We start from the raw sequence: 16,113 nt of genomic DNA, 5'->3' as shown, positions 1-16,113 counted from the left end.
CTTATTTGTCTAAGTCCGAAAACAGTTTTCCGTTCTTGCCGTAATTGTCCTTCTCCAAATCCTCAATGAAGATAAAGACTTTGCTCGGATCAACATCCAGTGTCTCACAAGCCACCTGAGTCATACGTTCAATCAACTGACGTTTCTGCTCGACCGACTTGCCTTCCAGTACCTTAACCGTGATAAATGGCATGTCTTGAACACATCCTTTCTTCATCATTTATTATGAACCTCAGTTATAGAAATACAAGTACGTACATTTTTGTGACCTAGTACCCTTTTTGATACCTAGTCATCCTCCTATTTCGGTTCTTCCCCATTCTGGAAATGACCGCAAAACATGATATGATAACCGTAGAGAACCACAGGAAATACTATACCCCAAATGAAAAAAATCTAAGCTAGGGAGCGATAATAGATGAAAGATATATTAATTCAAAGACTGAGTACTTATGTTCAGATGGATACCCAATCCGATGAAAATAGCGAGACATGCCCTTCCACACCCGGCCAACTGGCCTTGGGCAAACTGCTCGTTGAAGAATGTACATCCATTGGTCTGCAAGATGTAACGATGGATGAGAACGGTTATGTCATGGCTACACTGCCATCCAATACCGATAAGGATGTTCCCGTAATTGGTTTCCTGGCTCACCTCGATACAGCGACCGACTTTACTGGCAAAAATGTAAAACCACAGGTTATCGATAACTATGACGGTGCTGATATTGTGTTGAACTCGGAACTGGATGTCGTACTGTCCAACAAGGATTTCCCAGAACTGCACGAGTATAAGGGCCACACGCTGATCACAACCGACGGTACAACATTGCTTGGTGCAGACAATAAGGCAGGCATTGCTGAGATCATGACGGCGATGGCCTATCTGATTGAGCACCCGGAAGTGAAACACGGTAAGATTCGGGTTGCTTTTACCCCGGATGAAGAGATTGGCCGTGGACCGCACAAGTTTGACGTAGCTGCTTTTGGAGCCAAATATGCTTACACAGTTGATGGTGGACCGCTTGGCGAGCTGGAATACGAGAGCTTTAACGCAGCTGCCGCCAAAATTACCGTACGAGGCACCAATGTGCATCCCGGAACAGCGAAGGATAAGATGGTGAACTCCCTGAAAATTGCAATGGAATTGAATCGACGCCTGCCTGTGGAGGAAGCTCCTGAATTCACAGACGGTTATGATGGTTTCTATCATCTATTGTCTTTGGAGGGTGACGTTGAGCTGACAAAGATGAGTTACATCATCCGTGATTTCGACCGGGAGAAGTTTGAAGAGCGCAAAACAAATCTGCTCCATATCGCAAACGAACTGAAGACCAAGTATGGAGAGAAAAGCATCACGGTTGAATTGAATGACCAGTACTATAACATGCGCGAGAAAATTGAACCCGTACGCCAGATCGTCGACATTGCCCATGAAGCCATGACCCGACTGGACATCGAACCTGTTATTCGCCCCATCCGGGGAGGAACAGATGGTTCCCAGCTATCCTATATGGGCATGCCAACACCAAATATCTTCACTGGTGGTGAGAACTACCACGGCAAATTCGAATATGTATCGGTAGACAATATGGTGAAGGCCACCCGTGTTATTGTAGAGATCGCTCAATTGTTCGAACAGCACGGAGATATCTAATCCACTTGAAGTGCAGAGCAAAAAGAGCACCCCTTGGTTTATTCGTGAGGGTGCTCTTTGTTGTGCCGTATTGTATTTTATTGTGTCGCGTCATGTCGCTTAGATATGCAGGCTTGGTCTTTATTTTAAAATACCATCACTCATATATATTGCCTCCTGCGATGACACGCAACTGTTCCAGATCACAGATCACTAGCTTTCGCTGCACTTTACGAATAATATCTCGATTACACAGATCTTGAACGACTCTATTAAGATGTCTATAGCTAGTGCCCAGCATATCGGCCAGTTCGGTGAGCTTGGAGGTCTGTATCTCTTCCGAAGAAGAATCGTCCTGGCCCATTGTGGACAACAGATAGCTGGCAAATCGGCTCTCGACCGGATATAACATATTCAGACTCGACAGGTTGGAAAAGGTATACAATTTGTGCGTAACTTGACTCAGCATAAAGTGGAGAAACTTAGGGTTCTCTGCATACGTATTCTGGAGAGCGCGATAGCCGATACCCAGCAGCAGGCTTTTGCTCACAGACTCTACCGTATTCATAGCCTCCTTGCCATTCACCAGTTCCAAATCTCCCACAAGCGCAAGGGGTGTACTGAAACGAAGCAACAGAGACTTGCCGTTAGGCAGGGTGGTATAGATCTTGAGCTTGCCCTGCACGAGAAAATACAACCGCTCGGGTCGTTCACCTTTGGCACATATCATCTCGCCCTTCGCAGCCTCAAGTAGTCGCAACTCAGCGAGCGCAGGCTCGTCCAGCACCTGATCCAGCCCATTCTCACGGGCGAGTTGCCGCACAAGTCCAAAGTCCATAATTTCTTTCATTCCGACTTCCCTCCGTTGCCCTATATAATGTACACAAAAGGACACATGTCCTATATTTGATATACATCCGTACAAATATCTTGATATAAAAATAGTTACAACTAACACTTATATCCAATAAATCATTTTAGATGGGAAATATTTTAAAATTTAATCATAAAATGTTCATTCTTTCATGCAAAATGCCGTTCACGAAAAGTCATTTCCGTCCGATGAAAGATAGAGCATTCCATAGATCGTTAAAAATAATACATTCAAATATTGAAAGGATGGTCCTCTTCCATGAACGTTGTAGATGCCCTGCTTAAAGTAATGCCTTATATCAGCCTGATCCTCAGAGAACCAGCTAGTTTAACTCTTTACGATCACGAAAAAGTATTAGATGTCATTATGACAGATAAATTTGATCTTGGTTTTGAAAAAGGAATGTCACTCTTGGAATCGTATCAAAACTTTGCCATCTTAAAAAATGGAAGAGAAGCGACCCTTGCTACTCTCTCCAAGGAAGTTTATGGTATCGAACTGGATATTCTGAACATTCCGATCTTTGATGATCACCAGAAAGTTGTTGCTGTTTTCTGTGTATCTTACGACCAATCTAACCAGAACCAACTTGAAGACATTATACAAGAAAATCAAACCATCAATGGTAACCTCGTTGATATGGTGCAACATGTCGCCGCTCATGCCGAAGAATTGCAAGCTACCAGTGAGCAGATCTTGCAGAACACCAGACTTGCTGTTCAGAACTCTTCCCAAATCAACAAAGTAGCCGGGTTCATTCGTGAAATCTCTGAGCAAACCAACTTGCTTGGCCTGAATGCCGCTATTGAAGCCGCTCGTGTTGGTGAAGCTGGTGCCGGCTTCGGTGTGGTTGCTTCCGAAGTACGCAAACTCTCTGTGGATGCCAAACAAGCTACAAGTGACATCGATACCAGTCTGAGAGATGTACAACAGGTCATCAAACAGATGGAAGTTGAAGTCTCCCAGATTGCAGCCTCTTCACAGGAACAAGCTACGCTTGTATCCTCCTTTACGGATGTAATCGAGCAGCTTAATGAAACAGGGGAGCGAATGAAAGCTCTGTCTGAACAACTGATCAGCTATTCCGTTAAAAATTAATCAAATATATCTTTGATGAAATTTGGCTAGTGCAAAGATACATTATATATGCAACAAACAGGACTCGGGTTGCCCATGATGGATAATCCAAGTCCTGTTGTTTGTTGTGCCCATTTTATATAACCAACTACGTTCAGATAAAATCTTAATTGGCTACATGTATTGATTTATCTCCTATAACTTCTTCTTCCGACTGCCAGCATTCCACTTCACCCGGAATATGAATCCGGTCCCGGGTAAAGACGGGATCACGACCTTCAGCTTTCTGTTTCTTGTAGTCCTTCAACGCTTCGAAAGTCACCTTGGACAGCATCAGAATTGCAATCAGGTTCACCACCACCATGAGCCCCATGAACAGGTCCGCCAAATCCCATACCAGCTGCACTTTGGCTACCGCACCAAACACCACCATCGCAATAACGCAAATACGGTATACCCACAGCCAAACTTTGTTGGATTTGATAAACTCAATATTAGTTTCTCCATAGTAATAATTTCCGATTAGCGTACTGAAGGCAAACAGGAACACCATAACCGCCAGGAATCCCGATGCCCATGAACCAATATGTACACTTAATGCAGCCTGAGTTAATTCAATGCCTCCGAGATTGGAACCTTTGTATACCCCGGATAGCAAAATAATCATGGCTGTGCTTGTACATATCACTAACGTATCTGTCAGCACGCCAAACGCCTGAATAAGTCCCTGTTTCACCGGATGTGTTGTATCCGCCGTTGCAGCAGCATTCGGGGCGCTACCCATGCCCGCCTCATTGGAGAACAATCCGCGTTTCACACCGTTCATCAGTGCAGCGCCCAACGTTCCGCCAGCCACCTGTTCGATGCCAAAGGCATTTTTGACAATCAACGCAATCATGGCCGGAAGCTGGGTAATATTCGCCAGCACCACAAAAGCCGCTACCCCAATGTACAATACGGCCAGTACAACAACGATGTATTCCGATGCTTTTGCAATCCGTTTGACACCGCCCATAATAATTCCTGCAAATATCACTGCCATAATGATACCCACAGTTAACCGATCCGTGCCAAATGAGTTCTCAAATGCAACAGTAATCGTGTTAGACTGCACCGCATTAAAGACCAAACCAAATGAAAGCGTAATGAGAATGGCAAATAAAATCCCCATCCAGCGTTTGCCCAACCCACGTTCCATATAATATGCAGGACCGCCGCGGAATCCGCCCTTATCCTTCACTTTATAGATCTGAGCCAGCGTACTCTCCACAAAACTGGAGGCTGATCCGATAATTGCAATGATCCACATCCAGAATATAGCCCCAGGTCCCCCCAGTGCGATCGCCAGTGCAATACCGGTAATATTCCCTGTACCTACACGGGCCGCCATACTAATACAGAACGCCTGAAAAGGTGAAATTTTGCCTGGTTCCTTGCTTTTCGGCTCTAGAAGCACCTTCACCATGTCTCCAATCATACGAAATTGCATGAATCGGGTCTTGGTGGTGAAGTATATACCACATACTACCAATAATATAATTAACACTTTGGACCATAGAAAATCATTGAAAATGACGACAATATCTTGTATTGTTTGCTCCATCGGTATGCCCCTTTTTATGGTGTATTTCAAGTACAGAGATGGACACGTGAAAAGTTTGTATCATTCTGCACAACACTAGCCCCAGACTTCGGGATGTTACTTATACTACAAGGGCATCTACGGAAATCGACAAATACCTACATGCAATTCCTACATTTATTTTAAAAACGGGCTTTTATCGCCCAATCATTGTCATAGAACCTGACATGTCAGGTTCTATGCAAGAAGGAAAGGAACGATTACACTGGAACGAGAGTTCATCGCGGCGTTAACCGCCTTTACCATAGATTTATCAATCACACCATTCGCAGAGAAAGGGAATGACTGACATGCGTTATTTTATCGTGGATGATGATCCTGGCGTTCGTTCCATGTTGATGGATATTATTGAGGATGAAGGCCTTGGCGATATTGCCGGGGAAGCTGAGGACGGAGCACATATTCACGCGGAACTGTTGGAACTGCATAAGGTGGATGTACTGCTGATTGATCTGCTGATGCCCCAACGAGACGGGATTCAGACTGTGCGAGCGCTTGAAGGAAGGTTTGAGGGCAAGATCGTCATGATCTCCCAGATCGAGTCGAAAAATATGATCGGTGAAGCCTATTCACTAGGCATTGAATATTATATTACGAAGCCGATTAACCGGCTGGAGATTCTATCTGTTCTGCGGCTGGTGAGCGAAAGGCTTCGTATGCAGCAATCCATCGCAGATATCCAACGGACATTGCAGGGATTATCCGGTTTGAATTCTACCGAACGTGCTGCGGCTGCGGTTCCGGACAAAACAATTACGACTGCAGGACATTTCCTGCTGTCCGAGATGGGCATGATCGGTGAAGCGGGCAGCAGGGATCTGCTGGACATGCTGGAATATCTGGAGCAGATAGAGACAGATGAACATAAGCTGTCCCCCTATACGTTCCCATCCCTCAAAGACATCTTCCAGAATGTAGCGATACGTAAACTGGGAGAAGACGCCTCTCTCGCAGAGGTGAACAAGGAGATCAAGGCATCGGAACAACGTGTTCGCCGGGCCATCTTCCAGACTCTGAGCCATGTGGTTTCTCTGGGATTAACAGATTATACACATCCCAAGTTCGAGAACTATGCATCCAAATTTTTCGATTTCACCGAAATTCGCAAGAAAATGCTGGAGCTGCAAAACAATGTGGAGCCTTCCTTGTCCCAGACACGCATTAATACGAAAAAATTCGTACAGGTCCTTTATTTGGAAGCCAAACGATTACTGCATTAAACAGATGCATGATGGATACGATGCAAAAACAAACGGGCATGAATATTACACCGGTAGGACACCACCTCTTCAACTGAGGCTGTCCATACCGGCTATATTCATGCCCGTCTGTACGATCAAGCGTTACAATCTATGTGATTTGTTCCGTGTATAAAATTAAAATCGCTTTGGGTTTAGGCCCGTGAATGGTTTCGGCTAATTCGGTTATACTCATTAATCAATTCGTCCAATGCCATAGACTGCCGAATCACATCGGGATGCCCAAGACCACCCTTGTTATGCTCTACCAGCATATGAAGGTTATGTCTGGCCTTCTCTATTTTATTTTTCAAATCCAAACTCATAACCATGACCCCTGATACCTCCTTATTCTGTGAACCATTTTAGTTTTTCCTGTCAATCTATAGTTGGATTAACATATGGCATAGGAGACAAGGATGTTTTGTATTCTTCTCCAAATTTTGATAAAGATTATTTTATCACACTAGAGCTTATCCGAAAATGGCTGATATGACGCAATTTTAGTGGTAACACCGAGGGTTGGATTCTAACGTCTGGCCTCATCATTCACGGCCAGAACGGATTGTGTCGTAAATGTGTATATTGAAAAAACAAAAAGTCTATTGGTTTAAAAGGTAATAAAATCCCTTTCCATAATGGGGTCATTCAGGTACAATAGGGCGATGTGTGTGTCCGGACCCGGCGGATACAAATGATGTAATGTAGAGGACGGCCAACGACGGCCATTGATCCTGATTTGATATTATTGGAGGCTTATCATCACCATGCAGACCGATTCACAGACTAAAGTCAAAATTGTTAACGCCGATCCCAGCGCAATGGGATTATTTGGGTTGGCTATCGTAACCCTGGTCGCTTCTTCCCAAAAGCTTGGCATTACAGAAGGACTTAGCTACGCTATTCCTTGGGCGATCTTTTTGGGTGCTTTTGCCCAGCTATTCGCATGTATTCAAGATTCCAAACGCAACAATACCTTTGGCACAACAGCTTTTGGCGCGTACGCATTCTTCTGGTTTGCCATGGCTGCCAACTGGATGATCAAAATGGGCGTATTTGGCTCCACTCTCGCTGAACAGGCCGATGGCAAGCAGCTCGGATTTGCTTTTGCCGGATACCTCGTATTCACCCTGTTCATGACGATTGGTGCTATTGAAGCGAATAAAGTATTGCTTATCATCTTCATTCTGATTGACTTCCTGTTCCTTGGCTTGACCTTTGACGCTTTCGGCGTAGCTCCTCACATTTTCCACACCATTGCAGCATACGCTGAACTGGCAATCGGAATTGTGTCCCTGTATGGTACAGGTGCTTCGGTACTGAACGCTCACTTCGGTTATGCGTTCTTGCCGATCGGCAAACCGTCCGGCATTTTCAAACCCAAGGCTTAATATACAGCAGTAAACCGCCAGCGCGCCGGTCCGCGCCTGGCGGTTTTTTTGCAGTCCAACTTCATTTGAATATGTATCTGACCGACACCTATACTAGGGATAACAGATTATAAACAGACCCTGCAACACCTGAATTGAAATGTCACAGTAGCCATACTGTCAGGAGGAAAAAAGCATGAGAGAGATACCGAAACCAACGGAGATGGATCAGGTGGAGAAAAAATATGTACGCGAAACACGTTGTTTCAAGACGGCACGGGTGTTCCCAACCGATGTCAACAATCATAATACACTGTTCGGTGGCAAGCTGATGTCCTACATCGATGATATTGCATCCATTGCCGCTTCCAAGCTATGCCGGGTCAATACTGTAACGGCTTCAACCGACTCTGTCGATTTCCTGTACCCGATTAATCCAACGGATTCGGTTACACTTGAATCGTTCGCGTCCTGGACAGGACGAAGTTCCATGGAGATTTTTGTGAAAGTGATTCGAGAGGATCTGAAGACCGGAGAGAAGAAAATTGCGGCGACTGCATTTCTGACCTTTGTGGCCTTGGACGAAAATAATCGCAAACTGATCGTACCCCGCATTATCCCGGAGACGGAAGAAGAGAAGAAACTATACGAGACCGCTCCGGATCGGGCGGCCATGCGGAAACAACGGCGGGAAGAGAGCAAGAAATTCGCTGACTTCCTGACCGTTACTTATCCTTGGGAATAAAAACACGCTAAACAATAACAAGATTGAACACCAGCATTACATTATCTGGTCGATGCCGGATAGATGGACACCGCTCTGCTATCCGGCAGTTCACCACCCATGGAGACACACCACTGCTGATAGATGCGATACGCTGCACCACTCTCCAGTAATCCCTGACACGTGTATATTCCCTCTTCGATGGAATTGACACGCCCCGCCGCATACAAGCGGAAACCTCCATTTAACAAGACCTGATTCACAAAAGCAATATGACCCTCACCGCTTAACACGCTTTCCGCCACTTCAAGCTGCTTCGCAGCCGTCCAGACCAGCTCCGGCACGGGCATATCCAGTTCATAGGCTGCAGGATCAACCAGTTCCAGCTTCATATCACCGTCTTCCACGGCGTATACGCGGGTTGGCCGATCAATATACAGATCCTCAGAACCTTCCATCCCCTGTACAACATAAGCACGCCGATAGTTAAACCGGGTGAGCAACTTCGCAATCCGATCCAGAAAGGTATTATGAAACACACCAAACACCAAATACGGTGAATGGTTATAATCAATCAGTTTCTCCGCTGTGTTAAACACCGTTCGAAAACCCAACTCTTCCCGTAACGGACGAAGCTTACGAAGAGGTTCGCACCAATCCTCGGAGGATACGTACATGACACCCGAACGCAATGCAGCGCTCCGTGCATCTTCCCGATCCATTTTACGTGTATCAATTCCTGCTTCCTTTAACAGAACCGACAGCGTAACTCCCCATTTGGGTGGTAAAGGGTCACTCCCATGCAAAGTCACCGGCAACCCGGCCGCCGCGAGTACAAACGCAACCGGAAACGTGGCCATGAACGACTTTGTTCGTCCATCATAGGGACCCGCACAGTCCAATCCATCCTGAAATATGGAGAAACGTTCCGCAATGTTACGACAAGCATGAACAAAAGCTTCCAGTTCCTCGACGTTTTCCATTTTCATACGTTCAGCCATTAGGAACGCAGCCGTCTGGGCAGGGGAAACCTCCTGTTTCAGGATTTTCTCTGCTACGGTCAGTGCTTCTGCATAATTCAGATCACGTGAGCCTCGTTTCCCACGTCCGACCTCTCGGAGTATCTGAGACATATCCATGGAGAATCCTCCTTCCAATTAAGACTGGAGCAGTTGATGGGCCTTCACAATCGCTGTGGCTACATCGACCATTCGTTTTCGTTCATCCATCGCTTTCTTGCGTAACAGGTCATAGGCTTCGGCCTCTGAAATCTGCTTCAGATCACTAAGAATAGCCTTCGCCATATCAATCCACTTCCGATCCTCCAGCCTAGATTGCAACTGCTTCCGTTCCTGCTCCCACTGTTTGCGTTCCATGTAGCGTCGGGCTGCAAAGTGAAGAGTCCAGTGAATCTCGGACCCAGTCATGGATGGTGTAAGTATTCCATCAAATGATGTTTCGACCTCGCAGGATTCTGCGGAGGAAGAGGCTGTATCTGGCGCGCACCACCAAAGCAGCGGTGAATCCGACTTCCCCTTTCCCAGGCAGTTCACCCAGTACTCCACATCAGCCAGCGACAGATGTAAAATGGACGCTTCGGCCGCACGAGCTAGCTTCACCGCTTCCGCTTCACTGCCCGCCACCTGTACATGGTACCCGTTTGCTCCCAGCAGCCTCTCCGGTGTCAGAGGGATTGCATCGGATGAGGCAGCTATCGTTGGTTGAACACGGATGACCAATAAAGATCGCATGATGGATCAATCCCTCCCCTATTGCTATAATCAGAGTCCACATCATTTAAGACGTTAATACATGAAAGCAATAAACATGTTACATTACCTAACAAAAATTAAGTAGTGACGATTATGCGTCTTATTTTTAACATTAGAATGATCTTTTCATGCCTCATCATGTTGCAATTAAAAAGGGTGAAACACTATACATGGCACCTTTTCTACAGTATTTATCGTATCCAGCGTGCTAACGTTATCTAGAAGCCTTTAAACTAAGAAGATATACTCGTAAAACTTCGTCGTCCATTCGATATTCCAATAAACTCATGTAAACATAATTAACTTTAAATTTCAAATACTTTTTTATGTTAACTATATTGACATGAATAGATCGATCTTTTATAGTTAAGCCATAACAACTCCATATTTGAATCGATCACAGTTACAACGGCGTAGCTGGTTGAAACGGCAATGAAGCCTGTTTTGCAATCTCGGAGCAAGGGATGCGTATGTATATGCGCAGTCCTCCGAGGCATAACAGGCTTTTTCGATTTTAGAGACAAGGTTTTGAGGCATTTTGCAGAATGGACCTAAGGGGGCTAATCATAATGAGTACAACGAAAAAACTGGTGCTGGTTGGCAATGGCATGGCGGGAATCCGCACAATCGAACATATCCTTAAGCTTGCTCCACACGCTTATGAAATTACAGTCTTCGGCGCAGAGCCGCATCCCAACTACAACCGGATCATGTTATCTTCCGTACTGGCTGGCGGAACATCCATCGAAGATATCGTAATCAATGAGTGGAGCTGGTACGAAGATAACGGCATTCGGGTGTACCCGGGTGACCCGGTCGTTCAGATCGATACCAAGCGCAAGGAAGTTGTATCTCAAAATGGTGTACGCGCAGCCTATGATGAGCTGATTATGGCAACCGGTTCACAGGCGTTCATCCTCCCTCTTCCCGGAGCTAACAAGGAAGGCGTGATCGGTTTCCGTGATATCAAAGATTGCGAGACCATGATGGCAGCATCACAAAAGTATCGCAAAGCTGCCGTCATTGGAGGTGGATTGCTAGGACTGGAAGCAGCGCGGGGGCTGCTCAATCTGGGCATGGACGTCACAGTCATCCATATTAACGGTCATCTGATGGACCGGAACCTAGATTTGCCGGCAGGTCTGATGCTCCAGCGTGAGCTTGAAGAACAGGGCATGAAGTTCCTTTTGAACAAACATACCGAAGAAATCACAGGCAAACAACGAGTAAAAGCCATTCGTTTTACTGATCAAACGGTGCTTGAAGCGGATCTGGTTGTCATGGCTGTCGGGATTCACCCTCAGATTGAACTGGCTCGCAATACCGGCCTCGATGTGAATCGTGGAGTCATTGTAGATGATTATATGCATACCAGCATCCCTAGTATATCTGCCGTCGGCGAATGTGCAGAACACCGCGGTATTGCCTACGGACTGGTTGCTCCATTATATGAACAAGGTATGGTGCTCGCAAAACGCCTGGCTGGCGCGGCAACCGAAGGATACGAAGGTTCAGTCACTTCTACCAAACTGAAAGTATCCGGTGTGGACGTATTCTCTGCCGGACAATTCAAAGACGCTGCGGACACTCGCAGCATTCGTATTCAGGATGACGTTGATGGTGTGTACAAAAAGATGGTGATCAAAGACGGACAGCTGATCGGAGCTGTATTGTTCGGGGATACCACGGATGGCGCATCGCTGTTTTCCCTCATTAAGAGTGGTGAGAACATCAGTGGTCGGGAGAAAGAAATTTTGCTCGGTGTACCTTCCGGTGGTTCAGGCTCGGGTCCATCTGTCGCAGAACGAATGGCGAGTATGCCGGATGACGAGATCGTCTGTGGTTGTAACGGTGTGACCAAAGCTTCCATTGGAGACGCCGTTCTGAATAAAGGCTGTAATACACTCGGTGCAATCAAATCCTGTACCAAAGCTTCCGCTTCTTGCGGTGGGTGCAAACCTATTATCGAAAACCTGCTCACATATTATGCCGGTGATAATGTAGGTGAACAGACTAAAGAAGGCATCTGTGGCTGTACATCCTATGATCGGGATGAGATTGTTGCACAGATCAAGGAGATGGGACTCAAAAGCGTCAATGAAGTCATGAATGTTCTCGGTTGGAATGAACCGGAAGGTTGCTCCAAGTGCCGCCCTTCCCTCAACTATTATCTCGGGATGATCTGGCCGGCTGAATACACAGATGAGCGTGTATCCAAATTCACCAATGAACGTTATCACGCCAATATCCAGAAAGACGGTACCTACTCCGTTATTCCACGGATCTATGGTGGTGTCACTTCCCCAGCGGAATTGATCAAGATTGCAACTGTTGCAGAGAAATACGATGTGCCGTTGGTGAAATTCACGGGTGGACAGCGACTCGATCTGCTCGGTGTACAGAAAGAGAACCTGCCGAAGATCTGGGAGGAACTCGATATGCCTTCCGGTTTTGGTTATGGCAAGGCGCTTCGTACGGTGAAGACTTGTGTAGGTAATACGTTCTGCCGATTCGGCACACAAGATTCCATTGAGATGGGTATTCGTCTGGAGAAAAAACTCGACAAGATGGTGGCTCCAGCCAAAGTGAAACTCGCTGTCTCCGGATGTCCGCGGAACTGTGCTGAAGCGACCATCAAGGATCTGGGTGTTGTCGCCATTGATGGCGCTTGGGAGATTCATGTTGGCGGTAACGCGGGAGTCAAGGTTCGTGCAGCCGAGTTGCTGTGTACGGTGAAGACCGATGCGGAAGTGGAAGAGTGGACTTACTCTTACCTGCAATATTATAGAGAGAACGCAAAATGGAATGAGAGAACAGCGGCTTGGATTGAACGGGTTGGTCTGGATCATGTGAAGGAAGCATTGGCGGATCGGGATGTACGTCTCGCTCTGGTTGAACGTCTGGAAGTAACACTGGGTCACACGGTTGATCCTTGGAAAGAAATCATTCAAGACGAGAAATTGCGTAAAAACTTCACCCCACTGTCCGGTGCCGAGCCGGTAACCCACTAGAAGAGGAGGAACAGCGATGAACAAATTCCGGATTGGACACCTTGCAGATATTGATGAAAAGGGAGCACGGACCTTCCTGATACAGGATACCGAAATTGCAGTCTTCAAACTGAGCGACGGAAGTCTGCATGCCGTCGAGAATCGCTGCCCTCACAAGGGCGGCAAGCTGTCCGAAGGCATGGTGTGCGGGACAGCGGTTCATTGTCCTTTGCATGATTGGAAGATTGATCTGCGTAACGGTAAGGTACACGAGCCGGATGAAGGCTGCTTGAATACCTACAAAACAGAAGTAGACGGCAACAGCGGAGAAATCTTCATCACAATTGCGGGTTAAAGGCTAGAGATACCCTGACATCAAGGAGGCGTGCGCTATGGATTTTGTTAAACCTGCAGAAGTGTTGCAATCGATGGTCGAAGCTGGTGAGAGCAAAGCCAGAATGAATCGGGTACAGATGCTGCTCCGCGGTTTTCTGGCAGGGGCAATCCTTGCCTTTGCAACCACAATGGCATATACCGCTGTATCTCAAACTTCCGTTGGTTTGGCAGGTGCACTGATATTCCCGGCGGGATTTGTCATCATTATTCTGCTGGGTCTCGAATTGGTGACAGGAAACTTTGCGATGCTTCCACTCGCAGTGTTGAAACGTAGAATTACATGGATGGATATGCTCCGAAATTATTTTTGGGTGATCACAGGACATCTAATCGGATGTGCATTCTATGCTCTCTTATACGGCCTGACCATTACCAAGATGGGTACGGATATGAGCAACCCTCTAATTCAAACGCTGATCCAGAACAGTGAAACCAAAACATTGGGGTATCAGCACTTGGGCGGGGCTGGCATTGTACTGGTCATCATCAAAGCCATTCTATGTAACTGGATGGTCACACTCGGAGCAGTGATGGCAATGACGTCCACTTCTACACTGGGCAAAATCGTAGCGATGTGGCTGCCCATTACCATATTTTTCGCTCAGGGATTTGAGCACGCTGTGGTAAATATGTTTGTCATTCCGGCAGGCATGATGCTTGGTGCACAGGTCAGTGTCGCTGACTGGTGGCTGTGGAATCAGATCCCGGTGTTGGTGGGTAACCTCATTGGCGGAGCTGTATTTACAGGCCTCGGTCTATATGCTGCACACCACTGGGGAAATCCAGTAAAGCTATCGACCAAACTGGCGACCATTCAGGGTGGTCGTTCAGGATTGGCAAGTTCTGATGCTGCACCGAAATTGGGGACACGATCATGAGTCGGGGCCTGGTTAGTATTGTTGGCGCTGGTCCTGGAGATCCGGATCTGATTACGGTAAAAGCCCTGAAACGTATTCAGTCCGCAGATGTCATTATGTATGATCGGCTTGTGAATGATCAATTGCTCGCTGAGGCTCGCGAAGGAGCACTCCGCATCTACTGCGGCAAGGCTCCAGGCCTTCATTCCATGAGTCAGGAGATGATTGGACGGATGCTGGCTGCCCATGCAGCGGAAGGCAAACAAGTCGTAAGACTCAAGGGTGGCGATCCGTTTATCTTTGGCCGTGGTGGTGAAGAAGCGCTTGTGCTGGCGGAAGCAGGGATTGCATTTGAGATCATTCCTGGCATCACTTCAGCTGTAGGTACATCCGCTTCATCCCTTATTCCGTTAACCCATCGCGGGGTTGCTTCATCCTTCGCATGTGTCACGGGAACCGGCAGTGACGGAAGTGTATCATCGGTTCGCTGGGATCTACTCGCTCATAGCGTGGACACACTGGTCATCTACATGGGCATTAGCCAACTGCCCCAGATTCAACATGAATTGCTTCACCATGGCAAAAGTGGACACACCCCTGCGGCTTTAATCGAACGGGGAACCACCTCGGAGGAACGGATTATTACCGGCACACTTGCCGAACTCCATTCCCTCGCCAAGTCGCATCAAGTGAATAATCCGGCATTAATCATGATCGGCGAGTCCGTCCTGATCCGCGAACAACTGCTTCAGATGCAACAGGCCGCGAACGCCTCCATGACCGGATAATCCGGTACTTTAATCCAACAGCATACGCTCGTGAATAGTCCGACCCTTCTGCCCTGGTTCAATCAGCAGACGGGTCGGCTTGATGTTAATCAGCGCCGTAAGCTGCTCTCCCATATAATGCGCAGAATATTTGAATCCAATCTCCGCCCAATGCATGATTACCCCTACCGTTGCAGATACCAGATAACTTAGCATGATGTCGTAATTAATCGTCCATTCACTATCCTCGGTCACCAATACAAAATCTTCGGTTAGATACGTTCTAAACATATTGCACAGCCGGGAGCTCATATCTGAATGCATTGTTATTAACGCACGAAAGATATCCTGATGGGCTTCAATATATTCGAATACAGGCATCGTGGATGGTAGCAATGCAGTCATGTCCACTTCTGTAAGCTGTGCGTATGGTTCTGCATAAGCTCGCCCCACTCCCTGCATGAAATCATCCAGAATGAACTGCAACAACTCCGGTTTGCCGGGAAAATGTAAATAGAAGGTTCCACGGTTGTAATCCGCCCGTTCCGTAATATCCCGGATTGTGAGGGCATCCGCTCCCTTCTCTAATATCAAAGAAACCGCCGCAGCGATGATCGCATCCTGCGTTCTTCGTGCTCTCCGGTCCTGAGGATGTTCAATGATCAACATTTTCGCCTCCTTTGTTCATTATTGTAATATAAATGAACACCGCTTACACCTCTGTCCGATAGCTGACATATGCGCTGTCAATGATTATTGTCACATTGCTA

General features: G+C 46.8%; 16 protein-coding genes. 9 read left to right on the top strand and 7 right to left on the bottom strand.

Annotation, left to right across the window (positions count from 1 at the left end):
- Position 1: 1 nt before the first annotated feature.
- Positions 2–193 (bottom strand): tautomerase family protein, encoded by a 192-nt coding sequence (locus MKY28_RS27400; RefSeq protein ID WP_017691642.1) that lies wholly within the window; start codon positions 191–193, stop codon positions 2–4.
- Positions 194–418: 225 nt separating this feature from the next.
- On the opposite strand from MKY28_RS27400, the gene pepT reads away from it, so the two are divergent.
- Entirely contained in the window at positions 419–1,657 is a 1,239-nt protein-coding gene (gene pepT, locus MKY28_RS27395; protein WP_076213957.1) for a peptidase T, read from the top strand.
- Between the two features lie 136 nt (positions 1,658–1,793).
- On the opposite strand, the gene MKY28_RS27390 is transcribed toward pepT, so the two are convergent.
- The gene (locus MKY28_RS27390; protein ID WP_340937528.1) at positions 1,794–2,486 is read right to left on the bottom strand and encodes a Crp/Fnr family transcriptional regulator; all 693 of its coding nucleotides are present in this window, start codon (positions 2,484–2,486) and stop codon (positions 1,794–1,796) included.
- A gap of 282 nt (positions 2,487–2,768) precedes the next feature.
- Between MKY28_RS27390 and MKY28_RS27385 the strand changes: the two genes are divergently transcribed.
- Complete coding sequence (locus MKY28_RS27385; protein WP_036612138.1) at positions 2,769–3,608, top strand: methyl-accepting chemotaxis protein; 840 nt, start codon at positions 2,769–2,771, stop codon at positions 3,606–3,608.
- Positions 3,609–3,753: 145 nt separating this feature from the next.
- On the opposite strand, the gene MKY28_RS27380 is transcribed toward MKY28_RS27385, so the two are convergent.
- Entirely contained in the window at positions 3,754–5,190 is a 1,437-nt protein-coding gene (locus tag MKY28_RS27380) for an alanine/glycine:cation symporter family protein (RefSeq protein WP_307415644.1), read from the bottom strand.
- A 329-nt stretch (positions 5,191–5,519) separates the two neighbouring features.
- On the opposite strand from MKY28_RS27380, the gene MKY28_RS27375 reads away from it, so the two are divergent.
- Positions 5,520–6,449 carry a response regulator gene (locus MKY28_RS27375; protein WP_340937527.1) on the top strand — a complete coding sequence of 310 codons (930 nt, stop codon included), beginning with the start codon at positions 5,520–5,522 and terminating at the stop codon, positions 6,447–6,449.
- Between the two features lie 173 nt (positions 6,450–6,622).
- On the opposite strand, the gene MKY28_RS27370 is transcribed toward MKY28_RS27375, so the two are convergent.
- Positions 6,623–6,799, bottom strand: a complete 177-nt coding sequence (locus MKY28_RS27370; protein ID WP_017691636.1) for an aspartyl-phosphate phosphatase Spo0E family protein — start codon at positions 6,797–6,799, stop codon at positions 6,623–6,625.
- Positions 6,800–7,234: 435 nt separating this feature from the next.
- Between MKY28_RS27370 and MKY28_RS27365 the strand changes: the two genes are divergently transcribed.
- Together MKY28_RS27365 and MKY28_RS27360 are read left to right on the top strand one after the other, a co-directional pair.
- Positions 7,235–7,858 carry an acetate uptake transporter gene (locus MKY28_RS27365; protein ID WP_036671640.1) on the top strand — a complete coding sequence of 208 codons (624 nt, stop codon included), beginning with the start codon at positions 7,235–7,237 and terminating at the stop codon, positions 7,856–7,858.
- Between the two features lie 211 nt (positions 7,859–8,069).
- The gene (locus MKY28_RS27360) at positions 8,070–8,582 is read left to right on the top strand and encodes an acyl-CoA thioesterase (RefSeq protein ID WP_026081401.1); all 513 of its coding nucleotides are present in this window, start codon (positions 8,070–8,072) and stop codon (positions 8,580–8,582) included.
- Between the two features lie 41 nt (positions 8,583–8,623).
- Here MKY28_RS27360 and MKY28_RS27355 read toward each other — a convergent pair whose 3' ends face one another.
- Together MKY28_RS27355 and MKY28_RS27350 are read right to left on the bottom strand one after the other, a co-directional pair.
- On the bottom strand, positions 8,624–9,700 hold the full coding sequence (locus tag MKY28_RS27355; RefSeq protein ID WP_340937526.1) for an anthranilate phosphoribosyltransferase: 1,077 nt from the start codon (positions 9,698–9,700) through the stop codon (positions 8,624–8,626).
- An 18-nt stretch (positions 9,701–9,718) separates the two neighbouring features.
- On the bottom strand, positions 9,719–10,312 hold the full coding sequence (locus MKY28_RS27350; protein ID WP_100528196.1) for an ANTAR domain-containing response regulator: 594 nt from the start codon (positions 10,310–10,312) through the stop codon (positions 9,719–9,721).
- A 590-nt stretch (positions 10,313–10,902) separates the two neighbouring features.
- Here MKY28_RS27350 and nirB point away from each other — a divergent pair.
- The 4 genes from nirB to cobA are packed head-to-tail and all read left to right on the top strand — an operon-like array spanning position 10,903 to position 15,364.
- Complete coding sequence (gene nirB / locus MKY28_RS27345) at positions 10,903–13,344, top strand: nitrite reductase large subunit NirB (RefSeq protein ID WP_340018741.1); 2,442 nt, start codon at positions 10,903–10,905, stop codon at positions 13,342–13,344.
- Between the two features lie 16 nt (positions 13,345–13,360).
- Complete coding sequence (gene nirD, locus MKY28_RS27340; protein WP_036612155.1) at positions 13,361–13,678, top strand: nitrite reductase small subunit NirD; 318 nt, start codon at positions 13,361–13,363, stop codon at positions 13,676–13,678.
- Between the two features lie 37 nt (positions 13,679–13,715).
- Positions 13,716–14,597, top strand: coding sequence for a formate/nitrite transporter family protein (locus MKY28_RS27335; RefSeq protein WP_340937525.1), 882 nt, complete (start codon positions 13,716–13,718; stop codon positions 14,595–14,597).
- Positions 14,594–15,364 carry a uroporphyrinogen-III C-methyltransferase gene (gene cobA, locus MKY28_RS27330; RefSeq protein ID WP_340907461.1) on the top strand — a complete coding sequence of 257 codons (771 nt, stop codon included), beginning with the start codon at positions 14,594–14,596 and terminating at the stop codon, positions 15,362–15,364. Before MKY28_RS27335 ends, cobA begins: the two co-directional genes overlap by 4 nt.
- Positions 15,365–15,373: 9 nt before the next feature.
- On the opposite strand, the gene MKY28_RS27325 is transcribed toward cobA, so the two are convergent.
- Positions 15,374–16,009 carry a TetR/AcrR family transcriptional regulator gene (locus MKY28_RS27325; RefSeq protein ID WP_164783376.1) on the bottom strand — a complete coding sequence of 212 codons (636 nt, stop codon included), beginning with the start codon at positions 16,007–16,009 and terminating at the stop codon, positions 15,374–15,376.
- Positions 16,010–16,113: the final 104 nt, after the last annotated feature.

The sequence above is a fragment of the Paenibacillus sp. FSL R5-0473 genome (assembly GCF_038004565.1).
Taxonomy (GTDB): domain Bacteria; phylum Bacillota; class Bacilli; order Paenibacillales; family Paenibacillaceae; genus Paenibacillus; species Paenibacillus amylolyticus.
The sequence above is the reverse complement of the archived record's forward strand: the minus strand, read 5'-3'. Positions and strand labels throughout refer to the sequence as shown.

Coding starts and splice junctions, on each gene's coding strand:
- MKY28_RS27400 (WP_017691642.1), bottom strand. CDS start 193: ATGCCATTTATCACGGTTAAGGTACTGGAAGGCAAGTCGGTCGAGCAG.
- pepT (WP_076213957.1), top strand. CDS start 419: ATGAAAGATATATTAATTCAAAGACTGAGTACTTATGTTCAGATGGAT.
- MKY28_RS27390 (WP_340937528.1), bottom strand. CDS start 2,486: ATGAAAGAAATTATGGACTTTGGACTTGTGCGGCAACTCGCCCGTGAG.
- MKY28_RS27385 (WP_036612138.1), top strand. CDS start 2,769: ATGAACGTTGTAGATGCCCTGCTTAAAGTAATGCCTTATATCAGCCTG.
- MKY28_RS27380 (WP_307415644.1), bottom strand. CDS start 5,190: ATGGAGCAAACAATACAAGATATTGTCGTCATTTTCAATGATTTTCTA.
- MKY28_RS27375 (WP_340937527.1), top strand. CDS start 5,520: ATGCGTTATTTTATCGTGGATGATGATCCTGGCGTTCGTTCCATGTTG.
- MKY28_RS27370 (WP_017691636.1), bottom strand. CDS start 6,799: ATGGTTATGAGTTTGGATTTGAAAAATAAAATAGAGAAGGCCAGACAT.
- MKY28_RS27365 (WP_036671640.1), top strand. CDS start 7,235: ATGCAGACCGATTCACAGACTAAAGTCAAAATTGTTAACGCCGATCCC.
- MKY28_RS27355 (WP_340937526.1), bottom strand. CDS start 9,700: ATGGATATGTCTCAGATACTCCGAGAGGTCGGACGTGGGAAACGAGGC.
- MKY28_RS27350 (WP_100528196.1), bottom strand. CDS start 10,312: ATGCGATCTTTATTGGTCATCCGTGTTCAACCAACGATAGCTGCCTCA.
- nirB (WP_340018741.1), top strand. CDS start 10,903: ATGAGTACAACGAAAAAACTGGTGCTGGTTGGCAATGGCATGGCGGGA.
- nirD (WP_036612155.1), top strand. CDS start 13,361: ATGAACAAATTCCGGATTGGACACCTTGCAGATATTGATGAAAAGGGA.
- MKY28_RS27335 (WP_340937525.1), top strand. CDS start 13,716: ATGGATTTTGTTAAACCTGCAGAAGTGTTGCAATCGATGGTCGAAGCT.
- cobA (WP_340907461.1), top strand. CDS start 14,594: ATGAGTCGGGGCCTGGTTAGTATTGTTGGCGCTGGTCCTGGAGATCCG.